The sequence below is a fragment of the Rhizobium herbae genome, from assembly GCF_017873135.1.
In the GTDB taxonomy this organism is placed as follows: Bacteria; Pseudomonadota; Alphaproteobacteria; order Rhizobiales; family Rhizobiaceae; genus Pararhizobium; species Pararhizobium herbae.
In genome coordinates, this window is record NZ_JAGGJV010000006.1 from 369568 (window position 1) to 394212 (window position 24645).

Below are 24645 nucleotides of genomic sequence, written 5' to 3' on the forward strand. Positions count from 1 at the left end.
TGAATTTCCTCTTCTCCCCGCTGGGGAGAAGAGGGAAATCGCGGCAGCTTCAACGCCCTTCAGCCACGCCCGGAAAATCCGCCGTGGGTTTGCTTTTGTGTTACTTGGCCGGGGCGCTGGAAAGTGCCGATGACTAAGTAATTTATATGACGCCTTCCAGCGCCCCGTTCAGTGTCTTTTGCCGCGCTTCTCAGGTTCTTCTACGCCTCTCCCTTTTCGAGGAGAGACCTCCAATGCCCCGGCCCGGCCGCTTATCCGCCGAGCCTTTCAATGAGGCGGGGTACCATCCTGGACCGTCGTAAGACGGTGTGATGACCCGGCACGCCCGGTTCATTCACGAACCGGAGGAGAACCGCCTTTCACGCAGCCCCGGGGATTTCGCGCGCGTTTCGCCAAACCGTCCGGGCACCGGCCCCGCCTCGCCGGCAACGCAAACCGGTGTATCCTTGGCGGAACGAGAGGAGGATCGCACGGAACGAAAGGGCGGGGATGAACGGGGATGGTTTTTTCGGTGGGCGCTGACTGGGAATGATGCTTGGGAGCGAATCCTTGGGTCAAGCCCGAGGATTATGTAGCGGGCAAGGCGATGAACGGACGGAAGCTGGAAACGGGTGCCAAACGGGCGCTGGAGACGGCGTGACGTTATCCCTCGTATGCAGCAATGCGGTAGGCCGGGAACACGTTCCGTCAATGCAAGAAGCGTACTCAAGTCTGTATTCGGGAAGCGCTGGAAAACTTAGTTGCCTATAGAGAAACAGCCCGTTACAAATGCGATACTATCTATAATTGTAGATTTTGCCGGCTTGTTTGGGGACGTCTTGTTAAAATCAAAATTGAAAAAACTCGCGAAACGGCTGTCTCGCGATCCATTGAATTCTGCTCTCTCTGAATTCGTCCGCCTGATCCCATCGGGAAGCAGGGTGCTCAATATTGGCGCTGGCGGAGAAGTGATGGATGTGATCCTCGCCAACGTTAAGACTGGTGTCGAGGTCGTCAGCTCGGACGTCGATCCAGCTCGCAAGCCTGACGTCGTGGATGATTTGACAGCGACAAAGTTGCCCGCGAAGTCGTTTGATTTCGTCATATGCGCAGAAGTGATCGAGCATGTTATCAACCCCTACGCTGCGGCGGAAAACATTCGGCACGTTTTAAAAGAAGGGGGCATGGCGTTCGTGTCAGCGCCGTTCTTTTTCCCCCTCCATGACGAGCCTTATGACTTTTTCCGGTACACTGAATTCGGGCTCCGGAAACTCTTCCAGCATTGCTCATCGATCAATATCCGGGCGAGGGCGAGTTGGGGGCGGACCGCGATGCACCTTCTGGTGCGTAGCCTGTGGTTCAAGGATAAACGCATAGACCTCGCGGTACAGTTGTTGTTCGTTTGGAACCTACCGATCTTGCTCATTCTGCGGCCGATACTGGGCCGCACCAAGACACCCTATTTCACAACAGGATTCATCTGCGTGCTGACAAAGTGACCCCGGCAGATGCCCCGGGCGCGTAGCTCCCTCTCGGGCGGAAGCCCGCGTGTTTGTCATTTCAGACGCGCTGTGCCAATTTCCGCCCCATGATGATCCGAGCCGCAAAAATCGCTGTCCTGCATACCCTGCTGGCCGCAGCGACGTTATTGCTCGGTATGGGGGTGTCGCACGCCGCCGACGACGAATGTGGCGCGCGGGCCAAGGATATTGTCCAGCACGCCTATCCCAACGCGGTAAAAGCATCCGATACCGGTTTCACCGTGGACGGCTTCGTGATCACGCTGCCGGAAGAGAGTCTGGTTGGCGACGATCCGCATGCCATCCTGTGCCGCGTCTGGCCGGCCCATCCCGAGCTGATGCTGGTCGCGGTGCCGCTGGTCGGCGCGCAATCGGATGACGGCAATACGGGCGATCTGGAACTGCTGGTGCTCGATGCGGCCAGCCTGGATGTCCGGCAACGTCTGCGCCTTGCGGGCCGCATGTCGGATGACGCGGTGCGCATCACGCAGGTTGCCTTTGATACCGCCCGTTACCAGTTGGCTCCGGGGCAAATGGCATTCGGTCTGCGCATCTTCCAGCACGGGAGCTCAGGCCCCAACCCGTTCGGAGAGGTCGGTCTCTGGCTCTATGCGATCGTGAACGGCAAGCTCGTGCCGGTGCTGGACGGGATCACGGTGAGCGACAATCACGGCGAATGGGATACCAACTGCGCCGGAACGTTTGACGAAACCAATCGCACTCTGGCGATGCAATCGACTGTTCATAACGGGTACGCGGATATTCTGGTCTCGGAGACATCGTCGTCCAGGGTTTCGGCGGTGGGGGCCAACGGCGAGTGCGGCGACCAGCAAGTGAGCCAGAAGAAATCGACCATGCGCCTCGTCTACGATGGCAAGCAATACAACGTTCCAGAGGCCTCCAAGCCACTGGATTGAACGGCTCCGGCCGTTTGCGGGCGTGCTGGTCTCCCGGCTGAAACGATTTCCGTCATCTGAACGCCGGCCCGGTTTGTTGCTCCGCGCTTTCCCGAAATAGATCGGATTCAGTTTTTGTTGGTAATTTTCCGTTAGCAATTGAAGCAGTGGGCGCGGATGCCGCCAGTTTCTGTTTTGCGTACGGGTTATTGATGCGTCTATTGGCTGTTCCAGCGATCCTTTTTGCCGCCCTTGTCCTGGCGGGCTGCACGTCGAGTTCCGGGCCGGAAAGCCTGGTATCCGGGCTGCCGTCGAAGGAGACGACGAGTTCCGTCGCGCAAGGGCCGGTACCGACGGCCGATGTCGGGGCGATCATCGCGCAGGCCGAAAATCATCCGGAACAGCTGGCATGGGCCGGCCAGGTGCCGCAGCCGCAGGCGTTCGAATCGATGACAGACGAGGGCATGGCCGTTCCGGCGGAGCGGCCGGTGGCGCTGGTCGTTCCTGACGACCCGGCCGGCAATACCGTGCGGACCCGGCGCGCGCAGATCTACAGCCGCCAGTTCCGCGATGCGCATCCGATCAATTTCGGCAAGGCTTCGCCGCGCAAACTGGCCGTGCACGGCGTCGATATTTCGCGCTGGCAGGGCGACATCGACTGGGAAAAGCTGCGGACGCAAGGCGCGAATTTCGCCTATATCAAGGCGACGGACGGCGGCGACCATCTCGATCCGATGTTCAGGAAGAACTGGAAGCGGGCCAAGGATGCCGGGCTGAAGCGCGGCGCCTATCACTTCTTCTACTGGTGCCGCACAGCCGGCGAACAGGCCGACTGGTTCATCCGCAACGTGCCGCGCGACCCGGACGCGCTGCCGCCGGTGATCGACGTCGAATATAACGGCGAATCGAGCTGCAAGTATCGCCTGTCGCGGGCCAAGGCGGTCGAGAAGATGCAGGTCTTCATGGACAAGCTGGAGCGCCACTATGGCAAGCGCCCGGTGATCTATACCGCACCGGATTTCTACCGCGACAATCTGACGGGCGAATTCAAGAACCATCCCTTCTGGCTGCGTTCGGTCGCCGCCCATCCGTCCCAGGTTTATCCGGGCCGCAAATGGCTGTTCTGGCAATATTCGGGCTCGGGGCTCTCGCACGGCGTCGAGGGCAGGATCGACCTCAATGTGTTTCACGGCAGCGAGGACGACTGGCACGACTGGGTGGCGCGCAACTGAGCTTGCTCCGCCCCAGGAAGCGGTGCTGCTGATCCGGCTTGCCCTGCCGCTCAGGCCGCTTGTGCGAACGCAGGCTGGGCTTTCGGGAATGGCCTGAACGTCATCGCGATCAGGAAGGCGCCGATGCCGATGCCCCAGGCGCCGATATAGAGCCAGCTGTAGGTGGCGAAGGTGTCGTAGATCAGGCCGCCTGCCACCGGGCCTGTCGCCATGCCGAGGCTGCCGGCCATGGCCGTTCCGCCGATGACGGTGCCCATCATCCGCTGCGGGAAGTTTTCGCGCGCCAGCACGGCGTAGAGCGGCATCACCCCGGCATAGATGAAGCCGAACAGCGCCGCCACGGCATAAAACGCCGAAAGCTCGCGCACGAAAACATAGGCAAGGGCGCCAAAAGCCTGGATGAGCAGGCCGATGACCAGGATGCGCTTGGCGCCGAACCGGTCTCCGAGAAGGCCGAAGGCGACGCGGCCGCCCATGCCGGCAAGGCCCTCGACGCTGTAGATCGACACGGCGGCGATCAGCGGGATGCCGCAGCTGACCGCGTAGCTCACCGTATGGAAGATCGGACCGGAATGGGTGGCGCAGCAGAAGAAATTCGTCAGCAGCAGGACGATGAACTGCGGCGACCTGACGGCCTGCGCCACGGTCATCCCGGACCGCGGACCTTCATCGCCGGAGGCAATTGTGCTTTCGCGCTCCTCGACGGGAGGGCTGCGCACCAGAAACGAAACGGGGATCATGATGGCGGCGGCAAGGGCGGCGATGATCAGCATCGAGGTTCGCCAGTCATAGACGGAGACGAGCCAGGCGGCGAGCGGCGACATGGTCATCGGCGCCATGCCCATGCCGGCCGAGACGAGCGAAACGGCAAGGCTGCGACGGGTATCGAACCAGCCGGTGACGCAGGCCATCATCGGCGCGAAGATGGCGGCGGTGGCGCCGCCGACGACAAGCCCGAAGACCAGCTGGAACTCGACAAGCGACGTTGCCCGGCTGGCGAGCGCCAGGCTTGCCGTCAGGATGACCGATCCCGTCAGCACGATGATGCGGGGCCCCCATCGATCCGACAGCGTGCCCCAGACCATGCTGGCGAGCGCCATGGCAAGGAAGCCGATGGTCATGGCGCTCGATATGCCGGTGACCGACCAGCCGGTATCGCGCGAGATCGGCAGGAGAAACACCGGCAGGGAAAACATGGCGCCGATGGCGAGGCAGCCGAGCAGGCCGCCGGCGGCGACAATCACCCAGCGATAGGAAGAGGCGTTCATTCCCGTGTCTCCGTTTCAAGCATGCGATGCGCGGCTCGAGTTTACGACGACGGTCCGCCGCCGCAAAGAGCCGGTTTCAGGCCGGGATGCGCCGGTCGTATTCGGTCAGATAGGCCCAGACGCGCTCGATCGGTCCGGGCAGAAGGCGTTCGATCTTCAAGGTTCCGGGCGCTGTCAGAACGCCAAAGGCATTGACGGTTGCAAGCTGGTTCATTGGTCTTCTCCTTCGCTGGGCCGATGGTTGGGGGTTTGGCGGGGAATCTTCCCAACGGGGCGTGGAATACGGAATTCATTGGGCGTAAATGATCAACCATAAGGGTGAATATAGATGCGCGAAGCTGGATAGTCAACTGTTTGGTTGAATGTTCTGTGCTGAGGTTTCGAATAAGGGCACGCAAAGCGATTGAACGCCGACCCTGCGAATGGTCGCCGCTTGGGGCCTCGTGTGAGCAGCCTGCGCCTTGTGAGAGCGGAGATTGCTATTTTGCGGTTTTCGGCGATCCTTATGTAAGCAGATACAAACCACGATCAGACCGGAACGCCCAGGAGGTGGTTCAGATGCCCTCCGTCGATTCTCTTGCCGTGAGATCGCTGTCGGCGACATTGATGTTCGATCGGGCATCGTTGGAGGCTCTCGAGGCTTTGGCGGCAGAGTCCGATCGCCGGGTCTTGCGGCGCGGTGAGGTTCTGGTTCGGGAGGCCGATCCATCCGACAGGTTTTTCATCGTGCTGTCGGGGCGCTTTGTCGTGCATAAAGGAGAATCTGCCGGCCCGGTCGCCGAGATCGGTCAGGGCGAACTCGTTGGCGAGGTCGGCTTCTTCGCAGGGCTGCCCCGGACAGCTACCGTCATTGCCGCACGTGACTCCATCGTCCTCGAAATCCGCAAGGACCACTTCGACACGGCGGCCGAGGCCTTGCCTTGCCTGCGACAGGCCGTCACCGTATTTCTGGCACGCCGTTTTGCCATGCAATCGGCCAGCTCTTCGCGCTTCAAGGACAATGGCAAGATCCGGACGGTTGCCATCGTTCCAGCCGGCGGAAGCCGCATTTCACCGATCTTCATCGCGCACCTAGAGAAAGCGTTCGATGCCGCGACGCGGGTTCAACTCGTCACCCGGGCCGACATTTGCGCACGGTTTGCCGGTCTCCCGGTCGATCACCGCCGGGTCCTCAACTGGTTGAACGAGATGGAGGCCGAAACGGAAATCATCGTCTATGTCGCCGAAGAGGAACCCAATGAATGGACACGGGTCTGCATACGCCAGGCCGATGTCGTCCTGTTGACCGGCGATGCGTCCTGTTCGCCCCGCCGGAACGCGTCGGAGGAACTGGCGCTATCGACCCACCCGGCATCGAACGCGCGGCTCGTGCTCATACACGAGAGTCGTTCGGCAACCGTCTCGGGTACCTCGGCATGGCTTGATGAGCGTCCTCACGTTGGCCATCATCATCATGTCGCGCTGGAGGACGGGGCTGACATAGAGCGGCTCGTCCGATTTATCTCCGGCAAGGCACGGGGTTACGTGGCGGCGGGCGGTGGATCCCTCGGCAGCGCCCATCTGGGCGTCTACAAGGCTTTCGTCGAGGCGGGCGCTTGTTTCGACTATCTCGGGGGCACGAGTTCCGGAGCGGCGATGATGGCCGGCTTCGCAAGCGGGCTGGATGCCGACGGGATCGACCGGGGCACGCACGACATATTCATCAAGAGCCGGGCGTTTCGTCGCCTCACGGTGCCGCATTTCGCACTTCTGGATCACAAGGTGTTCGACCGGGCGCTTCGGTTGCAATATGGCGAGGTTCTCATCGAGGATCTCTGGCTTCCGTTCTTTGCCCTTTCGAGCAATCTGAGCAGCCGTCAGCCGCATGTCCACCGTCGCGGAAAGCTCTGGCAGGCCGTTCGCGCGTCCGGCTCCATCCCCGGCGTCCTGCCGCCTTTCTTTACGGCAGACGGCGATATGCTGGTGGACGGCGCCATCATGAACAATCTGCCACTGGACCAGATGAAGGAACTCAAGACCGGACCGAATGTCGTCGTTAGCCTTGGGTCGAATGCACCGCAGAAATACCACATCGACTATGACCGCATCCCCGGAGCGACCGAACTGGCCGTCGCCTGGCTGAACCCTTTCGGTCACGCCGGCTTGCCAAAGGTCCCCAGCATGCTTCAGGTCATTGCTGCCAGCATGCTGGCGCACCGGTCACAGGACATCGCGCTTGGCGACGAGGATGTCTCGGTCTGCCCACAGCTTGCCAACCCGATCGGTTTCATGGACTGGAGCCGGCACTCCGAGTTGGTTTCGGACGCCTATGACTGGACGCGCCGATGGATCGAAGAACGGCTCCGCGAGGATAACCCGGGAGTTCGAGCGGTGCTCGGGGCCTCACGTGGTTAGGCGAGCCTGATCCAAGAACCAGCAGGAACGCCCATCTGTCAACCTGCCGATCCCCCCATCGCCCGCGTCACGCCGTCCGCCGCCGCCCGCACCACCGGACCCAGTGCCGTAAGCGTCTCGTCCGGTAGCCGCACCGCCGGGCCCGACACGGAAATCCCGGCGATTGCTTCGCCATATTCGTTGAAGATCGGGGCGGCGAGGCAACGCATGCCCAGCGTGTGTTCCTCGTCGTCGATCGACCAGCCGCGGGTGCGGATAAGCTCAATATCGGCGAGCAGCCTGGGCAGGGTGTCGCGGGTTTTTTCGGTGAAGCGGGCGAGGGGGCGGGGGGAGAGCAGGCGTTCGATGTCGGCGTTGTTCCAGGTCGAGAGAATGGCCTTGCCGATGCCGGACGCGTGGATCGGGCCGCGGCGGCCGGGGCGGAAGAAGGCGCGCATCGGCGCATGGCTTTCGACCTGCGAGATGAAGACGACATCGCCGCCGTCCTCAATGCCGATATTGGCGGTTTCGCCCGAATGTTCCATCAGCTGTTTCAGGAACGGGCGGCTGATCGTGCCGAGCTTGCGGAAGCGCAGGAAGGCATTGCCGATCTCGAAGGCTTTCAGTCCGATCGTCCAGGCGCCGGTCTCGGCATCGTGGGCGACCATGCCGTGCCCCTCCAGCGAGGTGAGCAGGCGGTGGACGGTGGAGGGGGCCATGCCGGATTGGTCGGAAAGGTCGGTGAGGGCCGCACCTTCACCGGATGCGACGAGGTCGAGCAGTTTCAGGCTGCGGTCGAGAACCTGGACGGAGGAAGGGGCGGCGTTTTCGCTCGCCTTGCGGCCGGGCTTGGCACGGAGGGCATCCTGTCTCGATGGTTGCGGCTTGTCGGGCATGTCGGCTCCGTGTGTTTCGTAGGTGATGACATATTGCATCGCTGCCTGAAGCGGAACGATTGTGGGGTGCATTCGGCTTCTTCCCCTTCTCCCCAGCGGGGAGAAGAGGGAGGGCGTGGCCGGGCCCTGAAATCCATAGCGATTTTTCATGCTCCCAGCGGCCTCCATTCATAGCGGATTCGTTGAAAATGTTTATTTCCACATGATGGGAATGATTTCCATTCAATAATTGCCTGATGGAAAAAAATGTCTACCCTGATCCTCACACGATGGAGGAGACAGTCATGGCGAAAATGCGCGCAGTCGATGCGGCGGTTCTGGTTCTGGAGAGGGAAGGCGTCGATTGCGCCTTCGGGGTTCCGGGGGCGGCGATCAATCCCTTTTATTCGGCGCTGAAGGCGCGCGGCTCGGTGCGCCACATTCTGGCGCGGCATGTCGAGGGCGCTTCCCATATGGCGGAAGGCTATACCCGCGCCCGCCACGGCAATATCGGCGTCTGCATCGGCACCTCGGGGCCGGCCGGCACCGACATGATCACCGGGCTCTATTCGGCCCAGGCGGATTCGATCCCGATCCTCTGCATCACCGGCCAGGCGCCGCGCGCCCGGCTCGACAAGGAGGATTTCCAGGCGGTCGATATAGCCAGGATCGCCGGGCCGCTGACCAAGTGGGCGGTCACCGTCATGGAGCCGGCGCTGGTGCCGTTCGTGTTCCAGAAGGCCTTCCACCTGATGCGCTCGGGCCGTCCCGGTCCGGTGCTGATCGACCTGCCGGTCGATGTGCAGCTCGCCGAAATCGAGTTCGACATCGACACCTATGCGCCGCTTGAGCCCTACAAGCCGGCGGCGACGCGGGCGCAGGCCGAAAAGGCGATCGCCATGCTGAACGCAGCGGAGCGGCCGCTGATCGTTGCCGGCGGCGGCATCATCAATGCGGATGCGTCCGATCTGCTCACGGAATTTGCCGAGATCACCGGCATTCCGGTCATCCCGACACTGATGGGCTGGGGCACGATCCCGGACGATCATCCGCTGATGGCCGGCATGTGCGGGCTGCAGACGTCGCACCGCTACGGCAATGCCAACTTGCTCGCCTCCGACTTCGTGCTCGGGGTCGGCAACCGCTGGGCCAATCGCCACACCGGCAACGTGCCGACCTATACGGAAGGCCGCACCTTTGTTCATGTCGATATCGAACCGACGCAGATCGGCCGTGTCTTCGCGCCTGATTTCGGCATCGTCTCGGATGCGGGCGCGGCCCTCAAGCTGTTTCTCGATGTCGCCACCGAATGGAAGACGGCGGGCAAGCTGAAGGACTGGTCGGGCTGGGCGGAGGAGTGCCGCGAACGCAAGCGGACCATGCTGCGCAAGACGCATTTCGACCAGACGCCGCTGAAGCCACAGCGTGTCTACGAGGAGATGAACAAGGCATTCGGCCGCGACACCTGCTATGTCTCGACCATCGGGCTCAGCCAAATCGCCGGCGCGCAGTTCCTGCATGTCTATCGCCCACGCAACTGGATCAATTGCGGCCAGGCCGGCCCGCTCGGCTGGACACTGCCGGCAGCGCTCGGCGTGCGGGCAGCCGATCCGGACAGGACGATCGTGGCGCTTTCGGGCGACTATGATTTCCAGTTCATGATCGAGGAACTGGCCGTCGGCGCCCAGCACAAGCTGCCTTACCTGCATGTGGTCGTGAACAATTCCTATCTCGGCCTGATCCGTCAGGCGCAGCGCGGTTTTGCGATGGATTTCGAAGTCAGCCTTGCCTTCGACAATATCAACGCATCCGGGGATGCCGAGAAGGGCTACGGCGTCGATCATGTGGCAGTCGCCGAAGGGCTCGGCTGCAAGGCGATCCGGGTGAGGAGCCCGAACGAGTTCCAGGAGGCGTTCGCAAGGGCCAAGGACCTGATGAATGAGCATCAGGTTCCGGTCGTGATCGAATTCATCCTCGAGCGCGTCACCAATATTTCGATGGGCGCCGATATCAATGCGGTGGTCGAGTTCGAGGAGCTGGCCGAACGTGGCGAGGATGCCCCGACGGCGATCATGGCGCTGCTCGACTGACAGAAAATACGGAGGAAACATCATGCCCAAGTTTGCGGCAAACCTGACCATGCTTTTCAACGAGGTGCCGTTCCTCGACCGGTTCGCGCTGGCCGCCAAGGCCGGGTTCACGGCGGTGGAATATCTCTTTCCCTATGATTTCGACGCCAGGGCGCTGAAGGCGGCGCTGGAGGTCAATGGCCTGACGCAGGTGCTGCACAACCTGCCGGCCGGCGACTGGGCCGCCGGCGAGCGCGGCATCGCCGTCCTTCCCGACCGGATCGACGAATTCCGCCGTGGCGTGGCGTCCGCCATCGACTACGCGACGGCGCTCGGCTGCACGCAGATCAACTGCCTCTCGGGCATTGCGCCGGTCGGCGTTTCGGATGCGGTGCTGCGGGCGACGTTCGTTGCCAATCTGCGGCTGGCGGCGAGCGAACTCAGCAAACACGGCATCCGGCTGCTGATCGAGCCGATCAACCGCTTCGATATTCCCGGCTTCTACCTCAACACGGTGGAGCAGGCGGCGTCGATCATCGCCGAAGTCGGCAGCGACAACCTGTTCATCCAGTACGACCTCTACCACCAGCAGCGCACCGAGGGCGAGCTGATCGGCACGTTCAGGAAGCACCAGGCGCAGATTGCCCATATCCAGTTGGCCGATAATCCCGGCCGCAACGAACCGGGCACCGGCGAGATCAACTATCCCTTCGTCTTCGAGGCGCTGGATGCGGCCGGCTATGACGGTTTCATCGGCTGCGAATACAAGCCGCGCACCACGACATCCGAAGGGCTCGGCTGGCTTGCATCAGCCACATCCGCCCGCGGCGCAGACATCATCAGGATCAGGAGTTAAGCATCATGGCCACAATCGGCTTTATCGGACTGGGTATCATGGGCACGCCGATGGCGCGCCACCTGCAGGATGCCGGCCACACCGTTATTACCTCGAAATTCCACATCCCGCCGAAGCAGGAGCTCATCGACAACGGCCTGCGCTTTGCCGACACCCCGAAGGCTTTGGCGGACAAGGTCGACATCACCATCCTGATGCTGCCGGATACGCCGGATGTGAAGGACGTCCTGTTCGGCGAAAACGGCGTCGCCTCCGGCCTGTCGAAGGGCAAGCTGGTGATCGACATGAGCTCGATCTCGCCGATCGACACCAAGGAATTTGCCAGGAAGATTCGCGAGACGGGCGCCGAATATATGGACGCCCCGGTCTCCGGCGGCGAAGTCGGCGCCAGGAACGCGTCGCTGTCTATCATGGCAGGCGGTACCGAAGGAAGTTTCGAGCGGGCGCTGCCGCTGTTCAAGCTGATGGGCAAGAACATCACGTTGGTCGGCGATTGCGGCGACGGGCAGGTGACCAAGGTTGCCAACCAGATCATCGTTGCCTTGACGATAGAGGCGGTTTCGGAAGCGCTGGTCTTTGCATCGAAGGCCGGTGCCGATCCGGCGCGGGTGCGCGAAGCCCTGATGGGCGGCTTTGCCTCGTCGCGTATCCTCGAAGTGCATGGCGACCGGATGATCAAGCGCACCTTCGAGCCGGGCTTCCGCATCTCGCTGCACCAGAAGGATCTCAATCTGGCACTGCAAGGAGCAAAATCGCTCGGCATCTCGCTGCCGAACACGGCGGCAACCCAGGAACTGTTCAACAGCTGCGCCGCCAATGGCGACGCCAACCTCGATCACTCGGGCCTCGTCACGGCTCTGGAACGCATGGCCAACCACGCGGTCGCCTGACGACAGGACCGGGCGGCCAGGAGGAGGGCCGCCCGGTCTCTTTCATGAATAAGGATAAAGACATGGCCGTGATCGCCGACCCGAAAGCCTTTCTGGAAACGCTGTTTCATGCGGCGATCGCTGCCGCCGATCCGGCCAGGGTGCTGGCCGCCAGTCTGCCGGAAAGGCCGAAGGGCCGCACCGTGGTGATCGGCGCCGGCAAGGGTGCGGCCCAGATGGCGCAGGTGTTCGAGCGGCTTTGGGAGGGGCCGCTCTCGGGCGCGGTCGTGACACGCTACGGATATGGCGCCCGTTGCGAGCGGATCGAGGTGCTGGAGGCATCGCATCCGCTGCCGGACGAGAACGGGCTGACGGCGTCGCGGCGCTTGCTGGAGGAGGTTAGCGGGCTTGGCGAGGACGATCTGGTCGTGGCGCTGATCTGCGGTGGCGGCTCGGCGCTGTTGCCGTTGCCGGCGGGCGACCTGACGCTTCAAGATGAGATTGCGGTCAACCGGGCGCTGCTGGCATCCGGAGCGCCGATCAGCGCGATGAATGCGATCCGCAAGCATGTTTCCGGCATCAAGGGCGGGCGGCTGGCGGCTGCGGCCTGGCCGGCGAAGGTCGTGTCGCTGGTGGTGTCGGATATTCCTGGCGACGATCCGGCGCTGGTGGCCTCGGGGCCGACGATTCCCGATGCGAGTACACGGGAGGATGCGCTGCGTTATATCGAGCGTTACCGGCTCGATCTGCCGGAGAAAGTGATGGCATTCATCCGCAGCGATGCATCCGCTGCGCCAAGTCCATCCGATCCGCGCTTCTCGCGAAACCATGTGCAACTCGTCGCATCCGCGGCTGTTTCTCTGGAGGCGGCGGCCGAAAAGGCGCGGGCCGCCGGTATCGAAGCCGTCATTCTGTCGGATGCGATGGAAGGCGAGGCGCGCGAGGTCGGGCGCGTCCATGCGGCGATTGCCCGCGAAGTGGCAGCGCGCAACCGGCCTTTCCGCAAACCCGTGGTCATTCTCTCGGGCGGCGAGACCACGGTGACGATCCGCGGCAAGGGCAGGGGTGGGCGCAACAGCGAATTTCTGCTGTCACTGGCCCTGGGCATCGATGGAGCGGAGGGCATTGCAGCGCTCGCGGCAGATACCGATGGCATCGACGGGTCGGAGGACAATGCGGGGGGCTTTGCCGATGGAACGACTGTTGCGCGTCTTGCCAAGGCCGGTGTCGATGGGGCTGCTCTGCTCGACCGTAACGACAGCTGGTCGGCATTCGATGCGATCGGCGACATTTTCAAGCCGGGCCCGACGGGCACCAATGTCAATGATTTCCGGGCGATTCTCGTCCAATAGGCACTTTCGCCGATATAATCCTCAACCGCTTGTCCGCAGCCAGCCATCGATCCCCTGCGCCGCCGCCCGACCGGTCGCGAAACACGCGGTCAGCAGATAGCCACCGGTCGGCGCTTCCCAATCGAGCATTTCGCCGGCAGCAAAGAGGCCAGGGACAGCTTTCAGCATGAAACGATCATCCACACCGTGAAGGCCAATGCCGCCCGCCGAGGAGATTGCCTCGGCAATGGGACGCGGCCGGACGACGGGAATGGGAAGCGCCTTGATCAAATGCGCCAACTGCGCGGCATCGTTGAGAATGGACTGGGCCCCAAGTTCGCGCACCAGAGCAGCCTTGACGCCTTCAAGACCGCCGCCCTTGCGCAGGCGATTGGAGAGGCTTGCCTTTGCGTCCTGCCTTGCAAGGTCCTTTGCCAGACGCGCGACACTTCTTCCTGGAGAAAGATCGACGATGAGGCTTGCCTCCCCCTGCCGGATCAGCCGGTCCCGCAATGCCGCAGCATGCGCATAGACGAGACTGCCTTCGATGCCGTGCCGGGAGACCACGAACTCGCCCTGAAACGTGCCGGCGTCCGATGTGGTGGTGACCGACTTCAAGGGCGCTCCGGCAAAGCGCGTTTTGAAGACATCGCTCCAGTCGACATCGAAGCCGCAATTGGCGGGCTGAAGGTCGTTCACTCTGACGCCCCGGTCGCGCAAAAGCGTGGTCCAGGCGCCGTCCGACCCGAGGCGCGGCCAGCTGGCGCCGCCGAGCGCAAACAGGGTGGCGTCGCTGCGGATCGTTGTGGGGCCACCGGGTGTTTCGAAGGCAAGACCGCCATCTGCAAAACCCCTCCAGCGGTGGCGGGTCAGCAGCGTCACGCCCTGTGCCTCCAGCCTCCCCAGCCAGGCGCGCAGAAGCGGTGAGGCCTTCATGACATTCGGGAAGACGCGGCCCGATGTGCCGACGAATGTCTCCGTGCCGAGACCGGTGGCCCATGTCCGCACGTCTTCGGGCGTGAAGGCATCAAGCGCCGGGCGCAGTCGCCCGGATGCATCTCCGAAACGGGTGGCGAAGCGCTGGTAGTCTTCGGAATGGGTGATGTTGAGGCCGGACTTGCCGGCGAGCAGGAATTTACGCCCGAAGGTCGGCATGGCGTCGTAGACCGTGACGGCATGGCCGGAGAGCGACAGCACCTCCGCCGCCATCAGCCCCGCCGGCCCGCCGCCGATGATTGCGATCTGCTTTCCCGTCATGAATTGCCCAGTGCCGATTCTCGTGGTCCAGTCTTGGCGTTTGCTGAGGCCCGGCGCAAGGGCGGCGTTGATCTTGCCCCGCCATCGCCGGAACGCAAACAACCGGTTTTGCATCGCAATTTTTGCAAATCGTGCGCACAACTTCCTGTCTTGGTTCGGAAATTGTCGGGCACGTGTGATAGTGTCATCAGACGTGTTGACCGGACGGGAAGAGGAGCCTGCCCGGTCTGTGTCTGACGGCTGCGATCTCGGGAGGAGGTTCGATGTATTCAGGCGGTTTGAGCTTTGCCTTGGGCGAAGAGATCGAGGCTCTGCGTGAGACCGTGCGTCGGTTTGCCGGCGAACGCATCGCGCCGAAGGCAGCCGATATCGACAGGGACAACAGCTTTCCGATGCCGCTCTGGCGGGAGATGGGCGAACTCGGGCTGCTCGGCATCACGGCGGGCGAGGACTACGGCGGCATCGGTCTCGGTTATCTCGCCCATTGCGTGGCGATGGAGGAGATCAGCCGGGCGTCGGCGTCGGTGGGCCTGAGCTACGGGGCGCATTCCAATCTCTGTGTCAACCAGATCAACCGCAACGGCTCCGGCGCGCAGAAGGCCCGTTATCTGCCCAAGCTGATTTCCGGCGAACATGTCGGGGCACTGGCGATGTCGGAGCCCGGAGCCGGGTCCGATGTGGTGTCGATGAAACTGCGCGCCGACAAGCGCGGCGACCGCTACGTGCTGAACGGCAACAAGATGTGGATCACCAACGGGCCGGATGCGGACGTTCTGGTCGTCTACGCCAAAACCGACCCGGAAGCAGGGCCGCGCGGCATCACGGCGTTCCTGGTGGAGAAGGATTTCGCCGGGTTCTCCACCGGCCAGAAGCTCGACAAGCTCGGCATGCGCGGCTCCAACACCTGCGAACTGATCTTCAGCGATTGCGCTGTGCCGGAGGAGAATGTTCTCGGTACTTTAGGTGGCGGCGTCCGCATCCTGATGTCGGGGCTCGACTATGAACGCGTCGTGCTGTCCGCCGGGCCGCTCGGGATCATGGCGGCTTGCCTCGACGTCGCGGTCCCCTATCTGCATGAGAGAAAGCAGTTCGGCCAGCCGATCGGCGAATTCCAGCTGATGCAGGGCAAGATCGCCGACATGTATGTGACGATGAACGCCGCGCGGGCTTACGTCTATGCCGTGGCCGCCGCCTGCGACCGGGGCGAGACGACGCGCAAGGATGCGGCGGGATGCATCCTTTACGCGGCGGAACGGGCAACGGCGCTGGCGCTGGAAACCATCCAGGTGCTGGGCGGCAACGGCTATACCAACGACTATCCGGCGGGCCGGTTGCTCAGGGATGCGAAGCTTTACGAGATCGGTGCCGGAACCTCGGAAATCCGCCGCATGCTGATCGGCAGGGAGCTGTTCGGCGAGACGGCGTAACGCGGGAGGAGAGCAGGATGTTTGGTCGATCGGGGGATGAATGGCCGTTCTGAAATCGCAGGTTTCGACGTCGTCGGAAACATTCCGTGCCAACAGCGCGGCGATGGCCGAGGCGATGCGCGTTGTCGAGGAGGCGGCCGTTCTGGCCGCCGGCGGCGGCGGCGAGGTGGCGCGCGAACGGCATGTGAGCCGCGGCAAGATGCTGCCGCGCGAGCGCGTTGCGCAGCTGATCGATCCGGCGACGCCGTTTCTGGAAATCGGCCTGACCGCCGCGCACGGGCTTTACAAGGGCGAGGCTCCGGGGGCGGGACTGGTGACGGGCATCGGCCGTGTTTCCGGCCGCGACTGCATGATCGTCTGCAACGACGCCACGGTCAAAGGCGGCACCTATTATCCGATGACGGTGAAGAAGCACTTGCGGGCGCAGGAGATTGCCGCGGAAAACAACCTGCCCTGCATCTATCTGGTCGATTCCGGCGGTGCCAACCTGCCGAACCAGGACGAGGTCTTTCCGGATCGCGATCACTTCGGCCGCATCTTCTACAATCAGGCCAATATGTCGGCCGCCGGCATTCCGCAGATCGCCGTGGTGATGGGCTCGTGCACGGCGGGCGGCGCCTATGTGCCGGCCATGTCGGACGAGGCTGTTATCGTCGAAGGGCAGGGCACGATCTTCCTCGCGGGGCCGCCGCTGGTGCGCGCCGCGACCGGCGAGATCGTCTCCTCCGAGGATCTCGGCGGCGGCGATGTTCATACCCGCCTTTCGGGTGTTGCCGATCATCTGGCGCGCGACGATGCGCATGCGCTGGCGCTGGCGCGGCGGGCGGTCGCCAACCTCAACCGACCAAGGATTGCCACCGTCGAGCGGCAGGCACCGGAGGAGCCGGTCTACAATCCCGACGACATTCCGGGCATTGTCCCATCCGACCTGCGCACGCCCTATGACATTCGCGAGGTGATTGCCCGCATCGTCGACGGTTCGCGGCTGGACGAGTTCAAGGCGCGCTATGGCTCAACGCTGGTCTGCGGTTTCGCCCATGTGCACGGCATTCCCGTCGGCATCATCGCCAACAATGGCGTGCTGTTTTCGGAATCGGCGCTGAAGGGCACTCATTTCGTCGAGCTGTGCTCGCAGCGCAAGATCCCGCTCGTCTTCCTGCAGAACATCACCGGCTTCATGGTCGGGCGGAAATACGAGACGGAGGGGATCGCCAAGCACGGCGCCAAGCTGGTGACGGCGGTGGCAACGACCAAGGTGCCGAAGATCACCATGCTGGTCGGCGGCTCTTTCGGGGCGGGCAATTACGGCATGGGCGGCCGGGCGTTTTCGCCGCGTTTCCTCTGGACCTGGCCGAACAGCCGGATTTCTGTGATGGGCGGCGAGCAGGCGGCCGGTGTGCTGGCGACCGTGCGGGGTGACGCGCTAAAGCGGGCGGGTACCCCCTGGAGCGAAGAGGACGAGGCGAAGTTCAAGCAGCCGGTTCTCAACCTGTTCGAAACCCAGAGCCACCCGCTCTACGCCTCGGCCCGGCTTTGGGACGACGGCATCATCGACCCCCGCAGGAGCCGCGACGTGCTGGCGCTGTCTCTTTCAGCAGCATTGAATGCACCGATTGCCGATACCCGCTTTGGCCTGTTCAGGATGTGAGGAGAAAGACCATGAAACGTGAAGCCTTCAATGCCAAGAATGCTCCCCAGCCGCGCGGCGGTTATTCGCAGGCCGTGCGGCTTGAGGATTTTACGCGGCTGCTGCTGGTCAGCGGCCAGATTCCGGCGGATTCCGACGACACCGTGCCCGCAAGCTTCGAGGCACAGGCGCGGCAGGTCTGGCTCAACATCGATGCACAGCTGAAGGCGGCCGGCATGACCAAGGCGGATATCGTCAAGGTGACGACCTATCTCGCCGACCGGCACCATACGATCGCCAACCGCGAGATCCGCAGCGAGTATCTCGGGCACCTGGCGCCGGCGATGACGGTGGTGATCGCCGGCATCTTCGACGAGAGCTGGCTGCTTGAGGTCGAAATCGTCGCAGCACAATAGTCCACCGGAAGACATCGATGTTCTCGAAGATCCTCATTGCCAATCGCGGCGAAATCGCCTGCCGCATCATCCGCACGGCGCGGCGCCTGGGCGTGCGCACCGTCGCGGTCTATTCCGATGCGGATGCCGGCGCCCTGCATGTCGAACTGGCGGACGAGGCTTTTCGCATCGGTGGCGCATCGCTAAGCGACAGTTATCTGTCCGGTGAGCGCATCATCGCGGCGGCGCAGCGATCCGGAGCGCAGGCCGTCCATCCCGGATATGGGTTTCTTTCGGAGAATGCGGAATTTGCCGAAAGCGTCGAGGCTGCGGGACTGGTGTTCATCGGCCCGTCACCGGCAGCCATTCGCGCCATGGGGCTGAAGGATGCGGCAAAGGCGCTGATGGAGCAATCGGACGTGCCGGTGGTTCCCGGCTATCACGGCGACAACCAGGATGCCGCGTTTCTCGGCGAGCAGGCCATGGGGATCGGCTTTCCGGTGCTGATCAAGGCGCGGGCCGGCGGCGGCGGCAAGGGCATGCGACGGGTCGACCGGGCGGAGGATTTTGGTCCGGCGCTCGAAGCGGCACGGCGGGAGGCGCAAGCTGCCTTCGGCGACGGCGCCGTGCTGATCGAGAAATACCTGCTGCGGCCGCGCCATATCGAAATCCAGGTCTTCGGCGACCGGCATGGCAATGTCGTGCATCTGTTCGAACGGGACTGCTCCCTGCAACGGCGGCACCAGAAGGTGATCGAGGAAGCACCGGCGCCCGGCATGACGGCGGAAATGCGCCGGGCCATGGGCGATGCGGCGGTCCGCGCGGCACGGGCCATCGACTATTGCGGCGCGGGCACGGTCGAGTTCATCGCCGATGTCTCCGATGGTCTCTGGCCGGACAAGTTCTTTTTCATGGAAATGAACACGCGCCTTCAGGTCGAGCATCCGGTGACGGAGGCGATCACCGGGGTCGATCTGGTCGAATGGCAATTGCGGGTGGCGAGCGGCGAGCCGCTGCCGAAAAAACAATCCGACATCGCCATCGAGGGATGGGCTTTCGAAGCGCGGGTCTATGCCGAGGACCCGGCGCGCGGGTTCCTCCCCTCGACCGGCACGCTGTCCTATCTTGCCTTCCCGGCCGGCGGGGTCCGGGTCGATGCGGGTGTGCGGCAAGGCGATCGCGTCAGCCCGTATTACGACCCGATGATCGCCAAGGTGATCGTTCATGGGCCGACCAGAACGGCAGCGCTCGCCAGTCTGACCGAGGCGCTGCAAAGCAGCCATATCGGCGGCGTTGCCAACAATCTGGATTTTCTCGCCCGGCTGAGCCAGCAACCGGATTTTGCCTTCGGATATCCCGATACCGGGTTGATCGACCGTGAGCTCGAGGCGTTGACCAAAAACGAGGCGCCCGCCGACGCGGTGGTGGCGCTTGCTGCTGTTTTCTCTCTGGGCGCCCTGAAAACCCCGCCGGCCGGCGATCCCTGGCTGTCGCTCGGCCATTGGCAGCTCTGGGGGCAGGCGACCCGCACGGCGACGCTGGACCATGCCGGCGAACGCCACATCCTGCGCGTGGCGGCGCGCGGGCTGGATCTGTTTGCCGTCCACATCGGCAACCGCGTCGTTCCTGTGCGCATTGGCAGCCGGTCGGAAACGGGCTGCCATGCCGAAGTCGATGGCCGGCAGAGCCGGGTCGAGGTGCTGGAACACCCCCATGGGCTGACGCTGCTTCTCGACGGCCGATCTCATGATTTCCGCCTGCCCGATCCGCTCGACGGAGCATCGGAGAGCGCGGCCGGTAGCGACCGTCTCATCGCGCCGATGCCGGGTCTCATCAAGCTGGTGCGCGTGCGGCAGGGCGATGCGGTCTCAAAAGGCGATGCGCTTGTTGTCATGGAAGCGATGAAGATGGAGCTGACGCTGTCGGCAAGCCGGGATGGCATCGTGGAGAGCCTGAATGTTGCGGAGGGCGACCAGACGACCGAGGGCACGGTGTTGCTCGTGCTGAAGCCGGAGGAGGCCTGATGGCGGAGCCGTATGCCGCCGGGGCTTCGAACCGCGTCTCGATCGTCGAGATGGCGCCGCGGGACGGGTTGCAGAACGAGAAGGTGCTGATCGACACGGCTGCCAAGGTCCGCCTGGTCGATATGCTGTCGGCCTGCGGCTTCGAACGGATCGAGGTGACCAGCTTCGTCAGCCCCAAATGGGTGCCGCAGCTTGGCGATGCCGCTGAGGTCATGGCCGGGATCGCCCGCAGGCCGGGGGTCCGTTATGCGGTTTTGACGCCGAACATGAAGGGCTTCGAGGCAGCACTTGCGGCCGGAGCGGACGAGGTGGCGATCTTTGCATCCGCATCCGAAGGGTTTTCGCAGCACAATATCAATTGCTCCATCGCCGAGAGCATCGAGCGGTTTCGCCCGGTGGCGGCGGCAGCACGAGAAGAGGGGGTTCCGGTGCGCGGCTATGTGAGCTGCGTGGTGGAGTGCCCCTATGACGGGGCTGTTGCGCCCGAAAGCGCTGCCAGCGTCGCCGGGCGTCTGAAGGATCTCGGCTGCTACGAAATCAGCCTCGGCGATACGATCGGCAGGGGAACGCCGGAAGCTGTGGATCGCATGCTGGAGGCTGTGCTGGCGGCGATCCCCGCTGCCAAACTGGCCGGGCATTTCCACGATACGTCCGGCCGGGCGCTCGACAATATCGGCGTCGCGCTCGAACGCGGCATCCGGGTTTTTGACGCGTCGGTCGGCGGGCTCGGCGGTTGCCCCTATGCGCCGGGGGCAAAGGGCAATGTCGATACGCTGATGGTCCACCGATATTTGAAGGGGCGCGGTTTTGAAACGGGCCTTGCAGAAGACGCGCTTGAGAGGGCTTCGGTGTTTGCGCGCAGCTTGAGGAGTTCCAGATGACATTCGAGACCATCCGTCTTTTCGTCGATGACCGGGGCGTGGCGCGTGTAACGCTCGCGCGACCGGAAAAGCACAATGCGCTGTCGAGCATCATGATCGACGAACTGACGGACGTGGCGATGGAACTGGGCGTCGATACGGTGGTGCGCGCGGTCGAACTGGTGGGAGAGGGCGAAAGCTTCTGCGCTGGCGGCGATCTCGGCTGGATGAAGGCGCAGGTCGAAGCGGACCGGGCGACGCGGATGGCGGAGGCGCGTCGTCTGGCAAGGATGTTCAAGGCCCTGAACGACCTGGAAAAACCCGTCATTGCCCGGGTCCATGGCAATGCCTTCGGCGGCGGTATCGGCCTCATCGCCATTGCCGACGTTGCGCTCGCCGCGGATACCGCGAAATTGGGGTTGACGGAGACGCGGCTCGGGCTGATCCCGGCAACGATCAGCCCCTACGTGGTGGCGCGGATCGGCGAGGGACAGGCGCGGCCGCTGTTCATGTCCGGAAGGATCATCGATGCGCAGGCCGCACAGGCGGCCGGGTTGTTGACGCGCGTCGTGCCGATGGAGATGCTTGACAAGGCGATGGAGGCGGAGATCGCGCCCTATCTGCAGGTGGCTCCGGGCGCCGTGGGACGCTCGAAGGCGTTGGCGCGGTCTCTGGGCATGCCGATCACCGATGCCGTCATCGAGGCGACGATCGAGCGTCTGGCCGATACCTGGGAGACGGCGGAGGCGCGGGAGGGCATCTCTGCGTTTCTGGAGAAGCGGGAGCCGTGGTGGCGCAAACCGATTTAATCGCGTCCTGCGCTTGAAAGGCGCATGGTTTGAGCATATTTTGATGCTGTCTTTATCAAGATGTGTTAGGAATGTGTCATGACAGCGTTGAGCTTCGATACGACAGCAAGCCGGTTTGGGGATGGTCAGTCGCCATTCCTGTCGGCACCGCGTGTTTCGGCACAGCTTGGCGTTACAATGTCCGAGCTTGCCCGGCTGATCGGTGTCGCCCGCAATACGCTGACGGCGAAATCGAGCGCGCGCAAGGTGGACAGCGCCTTGAGCCAGGTCGTGCGCATCCTTGCCATGGCCAGCGAAATGGCCGGTGACGAAAACCGCGCGACCATCTGGTTCAAGCATCAGCCGATCCCCGGCTGGGCGGGCAAGACGGCTTATGATCTGGTAAGCGAAGGCAAATCGGACAAGGTGCTGGCCTATCTCGAGGCGGTGCGGTCCGGCGTCTATGCCTGACAAAAGCCCGGAGACGCTGACGCTTTGGCGCGCTTTCGTGCCGAGATGGGCCTTCGCGCCGCTTTCGGGCGAGGGCGCCGCGCGTTTCGGCGGCCGCTGGAACCCGGTCGGCGTGCCGACGATCTATGCGGCGCGCGAACTCTCGACGGCCTGGGCGGAGTACAATCAGGGCTTCGTCCAGCACCCGGCGCTGATCACGCAGCTGGAGCTGAAAAGCGCGGAGCTGGCCGACCTGACCGATGCCACAATGCTTTCCAGTCTCGGGATCTCCGCCGAGATACACCGTTGCGAATGGCGAATGCATCTCGACCGGGGCGAGGCGCCCGAAACCCATCGACTGCGCGAACGGCTGATCGGTAAGGGGTTCGATGGCGTGGTCTATCCATCCTTCATGTCGCCGGGCGGGACCTGTGTGGCGCTCTGGCGGTGGAATGCAAAGGATGCGCCACGGCTCGACGTGATCGATCCGGATGGACGCCTGCCGAAGACGCCGGCATCCTGGATTTGATCGGTCTTCGCTAGCTGGTGCTCTCGCCAAAAGCTTCGCGCGCGGCTATTGAAATCGAACGATTTTTCCTCGATTAGCCCACAAAATAAATAAACATAATTATCTAATTCGACCGCCGGGATGTAATTTCTCTCAACTCCTGGGGGAATAGCAGCGCATGTCCGATAGACTGTCCTACGTCATCAAGGTCCCTGCGCGCCGCGTGGAATGGCCGACCGTCATTCTGGCCGCAACGATCCATGGCGGCTTTCTGGCGCTGACCTTCTGGTGGCATGCCCTGCCGCTGATCGTCGTTGCGCTTGCCGGCGGCTGGCTGATCGCCTGGCATGGGTCATTGCAGCATGAAGTCATTCATGGGCATCCGACAGGCAACCAGCGGATCAACGATGCCATCGGGTCGATACCGCTTTCGCTCTGGCTGCCCTACGAGATTTATCGGGAAAGCCATCTGGAGCATCATCGCGACGAGCATCTGACGGACCCGATCGAAGATCCGGAATCCTCCTATTTCACCAGAACGGCCTGGGAGAGCCTTGGTGGCACGGGACGATTGCTCGCCCGCTGGAACACGACATTGCTCGGGCGGCTGACCATCGGACCGGCCGTCATGCTCCTGAGCTTTCTGGCGCAGGAGTTACGGCTTGTGCGGGCGGGAGAGCCCGGCCGGGCCAGAATCTGGGCGATCCATCTTGCGGGCGTCGCCGTCGTGCTGCTCTGGGTCGTGGTTGTCTGCGGCATGCCGTTCTGGCTCTATTTCCTCGGCTTCGTCTATCTGGGGGCGGCGATGACGCGGCTGAGGTCCTATGCCGAGCATCGTTATGCCGAGCGGCACGAGGAGCGCACCGCGATCGTCGAGAACAGCCATCTGTTCGGATTGCTGTTTCTGTACAACAACCTGCATGTGCTGCATCACCTGCGGCCGGGCATTTCCTGGTACCGTCTGCCAACCGTCTATCGCCAGAACCGCGAGACCCTGATCGGCTCGAACGGCGGGCTGGTCTACAACAGCTACTGGGATATCGCGCGACGGTTTTTCCTGAAACCGCACGACAACCCGACACATCCCGGACACTCCTGATCCCGCAGGGATATGTTTGAGACCAGGGAGGCGTGGCGAAATCTGCGCGAGCGACGATATCGAGCCGGTCGATTTGTGTTATTCACGCCATCGCGGCCTGCTATTTGTGAAAGTCCCTGAATGCGCCTTGCGAGCCTTGCCATGTACACCAGCCCGCCACCGCTCGCCGAGGCGACGGCGGTTTTATGGCGGTTCCTCAGTGACGCCCTGAAGCAGGTTGGTCTTGAGGGCGTTCCAGACAAGCTGGACACATCCGTGCGCTACAACGAGGCCTGGACGCATCCCGACCTGTTGCTGGCCCAGACCTGCGGTTTTCCCTATGTCAAACACCTGCGCGGCAAGGTGCGGCTGGTGGCGACGCCGGTCTACGGGCATCCCGGCTGTGACGGGCCGTTCAAGTGCAGTTTCATCGTTGTCGCCAAGGAATCGGACGCCCGGTCGCTTGACGACCTGTGGGGCTTGCGGGCGGCAATCAACGAGCCGGACAGCAATTCCGGCGTCAACCTGTTGCGCGCCGCCATTGCGCCGCTTTCCCGCAACGGCCGGTTCTTTTCCTCGGTGATCGCAACCGGCGGGCATCGCAACAGCATTGCGGCGATCACAGCCGGCAAGGCGGACGTGGCGGCGATCGACTGCGTCACCTATGGCAACGTGCTGCGGTTCGATCCGGGGAGCCTTGCTGGTGTTCGCATCCTTGCCGAAACGGTCAGGGGGCCGGGGTTGCCGTTCATCACACGCGCCGACGCTTCCGACGAGGAAATCGTGCTGCTGCGGCAAGTCCTGCGGCAGGCGATCACGGAGCCTTTGCTGGAGACTGCTCGCAATGTGCTGTCGTTGAAGGATTTCGCGGTTCTTTCCGATGCCGATTACGAACCGCTAGCCGAACTTGAGCGGCAGGCACAGCGGCTGGGTTATCCCGCCATCGCCTGATATCCGTCGCCT

At 63.1% G+C, this 24645-nt stretch carries 21 protein-coding genes and 1 pseudogene; 18 read left to right on the forward strand and 4 right to left on the reverse strand.

Features of this window, described 5'->3' with window-relative positions:
• The first annotated feature begins 740 nt into the window (after window positions 1-740).
• The 3 genes from J2Z75_RS18300 (at window position 741) to J2Z75_RS18310 (ending at window position 3627) form a co-directional block, all read left to right on the forward strand.
• A complete protein-coding gene (locus tag J2Z75_RS18300) occupies window positions 741-1478 on the forward strand; it encodes a class I SAM-dependent methyltransferase (RefSeq protein ID WP_209854186.1) in 738 nt (245 codons plus the stop codon).
• Window positions 1479-1531: 53 nt separating this feature from the next.
• A complete protein-coding gene (locus tag J2Z75_RS18305) occupies window positions 1532-2416 on the forward strand; it encodes a PA3715 family protein (protein WP_234937414.1) in 885 nt (294 codons plus the stop codon).
• Window positions 2417-2607: 191 nt separating this feature from the next.
• Window positions 2608-3627 carry a glycoside hydrolase family 25 protein gene (locus J2Z75_RS18310; protein ID WP_209854187.1) on the forward strand — a complete coding sequence of 340 codons (1020 nt, stop codon included), beginning with the start codon at window positions 2608-2610 and terminating at the stop codon, window positions 3625-3627.
• Window positions 3628-3677: 50 nt separating this feature from the next.
• On the opposite strand, the gene J2Z75_RS18315 is transcribed toward J2Z75_RS18310, so the two are convergent.
• Both J2Z75_RS18315 and J2Z75_RS18320 read right to left on the reverse strand, forming a co-directional pair.
• Window positions 3678-4895: an MFS transporter gene (locus tag J2Z75_RS18315; RefSeq protein WP_209854188.1), complete on the reverse strand. Its 1218-nt coding sequence runs from the start codon at window positions 4893-4895 to the stop codon at window positions 3678-3680.
• Window positions 4896-4983: 88 nt separating this feature from the next.
• Window positions 4984-5109: pseudogene (locus J2Z75_RS18320) on the reverse strand (ATPase); the annotation flags it as partial.
• A gap of 344 nt (window positions 5110-5453) precedes the next feature.
• Here J2Z75_RS18320 and J2Z75_RS18325 point away from each other — a divergent pair.
• Entirely contained in the window at window positions 5454-7289 is a 1836-nt protein-coding gene (locus J2Z75_RS18325) for a patatin-like phospholipase family protein (RefSeq protein WP_209854189.1), read from the forward strand.
• Between the two features lie 38 nt (window positions 7290-7327).
• Here J2Z75_RS18325 and J2Z75_RS18330 read toward each other — a convergent pair whose 3' ends face one another.
• Window positions 7328-8164, reverse strand: coding sequence for an IclR family transcriptional regulator (locus J2Z75_RS18330; RefSeq protein WP_209854329.1), 837 nt, complete (start codon window positions 8162-8164; stop codon window positions 7328-7330).
• Window positions 8165-8448: 284 nt separating this feature from the next.
• Here J2Z75_RS18330 and gcl point away from each other — a divergent pair, with 284 nt between their 5' ends.
• From gcl to J2Z75_RS18350, 4 genes are all read left to right on the forward strand, one after another.
• Window positions 8449-10233: a glyoxylate carboligase gene (gcl, locus tag J2Z75_RS18335; RefSeq protein WP_209854190.1), complete on the forward strand. Its 1785-nt coding sequence runs from the start codon at window positions 8449-8451 to the stop codon at window positions 10231-10233.
• A 22-nt stretch (window positions 10234-10255) separates the two neighbouring features.
• Window positions 10256-11068, forward strand: a complete 813-nt coding sequence (hyi, locus tag J2Z75_RS18340) for a hydroxypyruvate isomerase (protein ID WP_209854191.1) — start codon at window positions 10256-10258, stop codon at window positions 11066-11068.
• Between the two features lie 5 nt (window positions 11069-11073).
• Window positions 11074-11958 (forward strand): 2-hydroxy-3-oxopropionate reductase, encoded by an 885-nt coding sequence (locus tag J2Z75_RS18345; protein WP_209854192.1) that lies wholly within the window; start codon window positions 11074-11076, stop codon window positions 11956-11958.
• A gap of 62 nt (window positions 11959-12020) precedes the next feature.
• Entirely contained in the window at window positions 12021-13289 is a 1269-nt protein-coding gene (locus J2Z75_RS18350; protein ID WP_209854193.1) for a glycerate kinase type-2 family protein, read from the forward strand.
• 21 nt (window positions 13290-13310) lie between these two features.
• Here J2Z75_RS18350 and J2Z75_RS18355 read toward each other — a convergent pair whose 3' ends face one another.
• Window positions 13311-14525: a TIGR03862 family flavoprotein gene (locus tag J2Z75_RS18355; protein WP_209854194.1), complete on the reverse strand. Its 1215-nt coding sequence runs from the start codon at window positions 14523-14525 to the stop codon at window positions 13311-13313.
• A 263-nt stretch (window positions 14526-14788) separates the two neighbouring features.
• On the opposite strand from J2Z75_RS18355, the gene J2Z75_RS18360 reads away from it, so the two are divergent.
• The 10 genes from J2Z75_RS18360 to J2Z75_RS18405 all read left to right on the forward strand — a co-directional run bounded on the left by J2Z75_RS18360 (window position 14789) and on the right by J2Z75_RS18405 (window position 24633).
• Window positions 14789-15952, forward strand: coding sequence for an isovaleryl-CoA dehydrogenase (locus tag J2Z75_RS18360; RefSeq protein WP_209854195.1), 1164 nt, complete (start codon window positions 14789-14791; stop codon window positions 15950-15952).
• A 40-nt stretch (window positions 15953-15992) separates the two neighbouring features.
• Entirely contained in the window at window positions 15993-17600 is a 1608-nt protein-coding gene (locus J2Z75_RS18365; RefSeq protein WP_209854196.1) for a carboxyl transferase domain-containing protein, read from the forward strand.
• Window positions 17601-17611: 11 nt separating this feature from the next.
• Window positions 17612-17995 (forward strand): RidA family protein, encoded by a 384-nt coding sequence (locus J2Z75_RS18370; RefSeq protein ID WP_209854197.1) that lies wholly within the window; start codon window positions 17612-17614, stop codon window positions 17993-17995.
• 17 nt (window positions 17996-18012) lie between these two features.
• Complete coding sequence (locus J2Z75_RS18375) at window positions 18013-19998, forward strand: acetyl/propionyl/methylcrotonyl-CoA carboxylase subunit alpha (protein ID WP_209854198.1); 1986 nt, start codon at window positions 18013-18015, stop codon at window positions 19996-19998.
• Complete coding sequence (locus J2Z75_RS18380) at window positions 19998-20879, forward strand: hydroxymethylglutaryl-CoA lyase (RefSeq protein ID WP_209854199.1); 882 nt, start codon at window positions 19998-20000, stop codon at window positions 20877-20879. The genes J2Z75_RS18375 and J2Z75_RS18380 overlap by 1 nt, the downstream gene beginning before the upstream one ends.
• Window positions 20876-21667 (forward strand): crotonase/enoyl-CoA hydratase family protein, encoded by a 792-nt coding sequence (locus tag J2Z75_RS18385; protein WP_209854200.1) that lies wholly within the window; start codon window positions 20876-20878, stop codon window positions 21665-21667. The genes J2Z75_RS18380 and J2Z75_RS18385 overlap by 4 nt, the downstream gene beginning before the upstream one ends.
• 78 nt (window positions 21668-21745) lie before the next feature.
• Window positions 21746-22117, forward strand: coding sequence for an antitoxin Xre/MbcA/ParS toxin-binding domain-containing protein (locus J2Z75_RS18390; RefSeq protein ID WP_209854201.1), 372 nt, complete (start codon window positions 21746-21748; stop codon window positions 22115-22117).
• Complete coding sequence (locus tag J2Z75_RS18395; protein WP_209854202.1) at window positions 22110-22625, forward strand: RES family NAD+ phosphorylase; 516 nt, start codon at window positions 22110-22112, stop codon at window positions 22623-22625. The genes J2Z75_RS18390 and J2Z75_RS18395 overlap by 8 nt, the downstream gene beginning before the upstream one ends.
• Window positions 22626-22782: 157 nt before the next feature.
• Window positions 22783-23703, forward strand: coding sequence for a fatty acid desaturase (locus tag J2Z75_RS18400; RefSeq protein ID WP_209854203.1), 921 nt, complete (start codon window positions 22783-22785; stop codon window positions 23701-23703).
• A gap of 120 nt (window positions 23704-23823) precedes the next feature.
• Complete coding sequence (locus J2Z75_RS18405) at window positions 23824-24633, forward strand: phosphate/phosphite/phosphonate ABC transporter substrate-binding protein (RefSeq protein ID WP_209854204.1); 810 nt, start codon at window positions 23824-23826, stop codon at window positions 24631-24633.
• The last annotated feature ends 12 nt before the right edge of the window (window positions 24634-24645 follow it).

What these genes read in the sequence shown, in the direction of transcription:
- J2Z75_RS18345 (WP_209854192.1), top strand. Translation starts at nt 11,074, where the DNA reads ATGGCCACAATCGGCTTTATCGGACTGGGTATCATGGGCACGCCGATG.
- J2Z75_RS18360 (WP_209854195.1), top strand. Translation starts at nt 14,789, where the DNA reads ATGTATTCAGGCGGTTTGAGCTTTGCCTTGGGCGAAGAGATCGAGGCT.
- J2Z75_RS18350 (WP_209854193.1), top strand. Translation starts at nt 12,021, where the DNA reads ATGGCCGTGATCGCCGACCCGAAAGCCTTTCTGGAAACGCTGTTTCAT.
- J2Z75_RS18405 (WP_209854204.1), top strand. Translation starts at nt 23,824, where the DNA reads ATGCGCCTTGCGAGCCTTGCCATGTACACCAGCCCGCCACCGCTCGCC.
- J2Z75_RS18325 (WP_209854189.1), top strand. Translation starts at nt 5,454, where the DNA reads ATGCCCTCCGTCGATTCTCTTGCCGTGAGATCGCTGTCGGCGACATTG.
- J2Z75_RS18355 (WP_209854194.1), bottom strand. Translation starts at nt 14,525, where the DNA reads ATGACGGGAAAGCAGATCGCAATCATCGGCGGCGGGCCGGCGGGGCTG.
- J2Z75_RS18395 (WP_209854202.1), top strand. Translation starts at nt 22,110, where the DNA reads ATGCCTGACAAAAGCCCGGAGACGCTGACGCTTTGGCGCGCTTTCGTG.
- J2Z75_RS18390 (WP_209854201.1), top strand. Translation starts at nt 21,746, where the DNA reads ATGACAGCGTTGAGCTTCGATACGACAGCAAGCCGGTTTGGGGATGGT.
- hyi (WP_209854191.1), top strand. Translation starts at nt 10,256, where the DNA reads ATGCCCAAGTTTGCGGCAAACCTGACCATGCTTTTCAACGAGGTGCCG.
- J2Z75_RS18400 (WP_209854203.1), top strand. Translation starts at nt 22,783, where the DNA reads ATGTCCGATAGACTGTCCTACGTCATCAAGGTCCCTGCGCGCCGCGTG.
- J2Z75_RS18365 (WP_209854196.1), top strand. Translation starts at nt 15,993, where the DNA reads ATGGCCGTTCTGAAATCGCAGGTTTCGACGTCGTCGGAAACATTCCGT.
- J2Z75_RS18385 (WP_209854200.1), top strand. Translation starts at nt 20,876, where the DNA reads ATGACATTCGAGACCATCCGTCTTTTCGTCGATGACCGGGGCGTGGCG.
- gcl (WP_209854190.1), top strand. Translation starts at nt 8,449, where the DNA reads ATGGCGAAAATGCGCGCAGTCGATGCGGCGGTTCTGGTTCTGGAGAGG.
- J2Z75_RS18370 (WP_209854197.1), top strand. Translation starts at nt 17,612, where the DNA reads ATGAAACGTGAAGCCTTCAATGCCAAGAATGCTCCCCAGCCGCGCGGC.
- J2Z75_RS18315 (WP_209854188.1), bottom strand. Translation starts at nt 4,895, where the DNA reads ATGAACGCCTCTTCCTATCGCTGGGTGATTGTCGCCGCCGGCGGCCTG.
- J2Z75_RS18330 (WP_209854329.1), bottom strand. Translation starts at nt 8,164, where the DNA reads ATGCCCGACAAGCCGCAACCATCGAGACAGGATGCCCTCCGTGCCAAG.
- J2Z75_RS18310 (WP_209854187.1), top strand. Translation starts at nt 2,608, where the DNA reads ATGCGTCTATTGGCTGTTCCAGCGATCCTTTTTGCCGCCCTTGTCCTG.
- J2Z75_RS18375 (WP_209854198.1), top strand. Translation starts at nt 18,013, where the DNA reads ATGTTCTCGAAGATCCTCATTGCCAATCGCGGCGAAATCGCCTGCCGC.
- J2Z75_RS18380 (WP_209854199.1), top strand. Translation starts at nt 19,998, where the DNA reads ATGGCGGAGCCGTATGCCGCCGGGGCTTCGAACCGCGTCTCGATCGTC.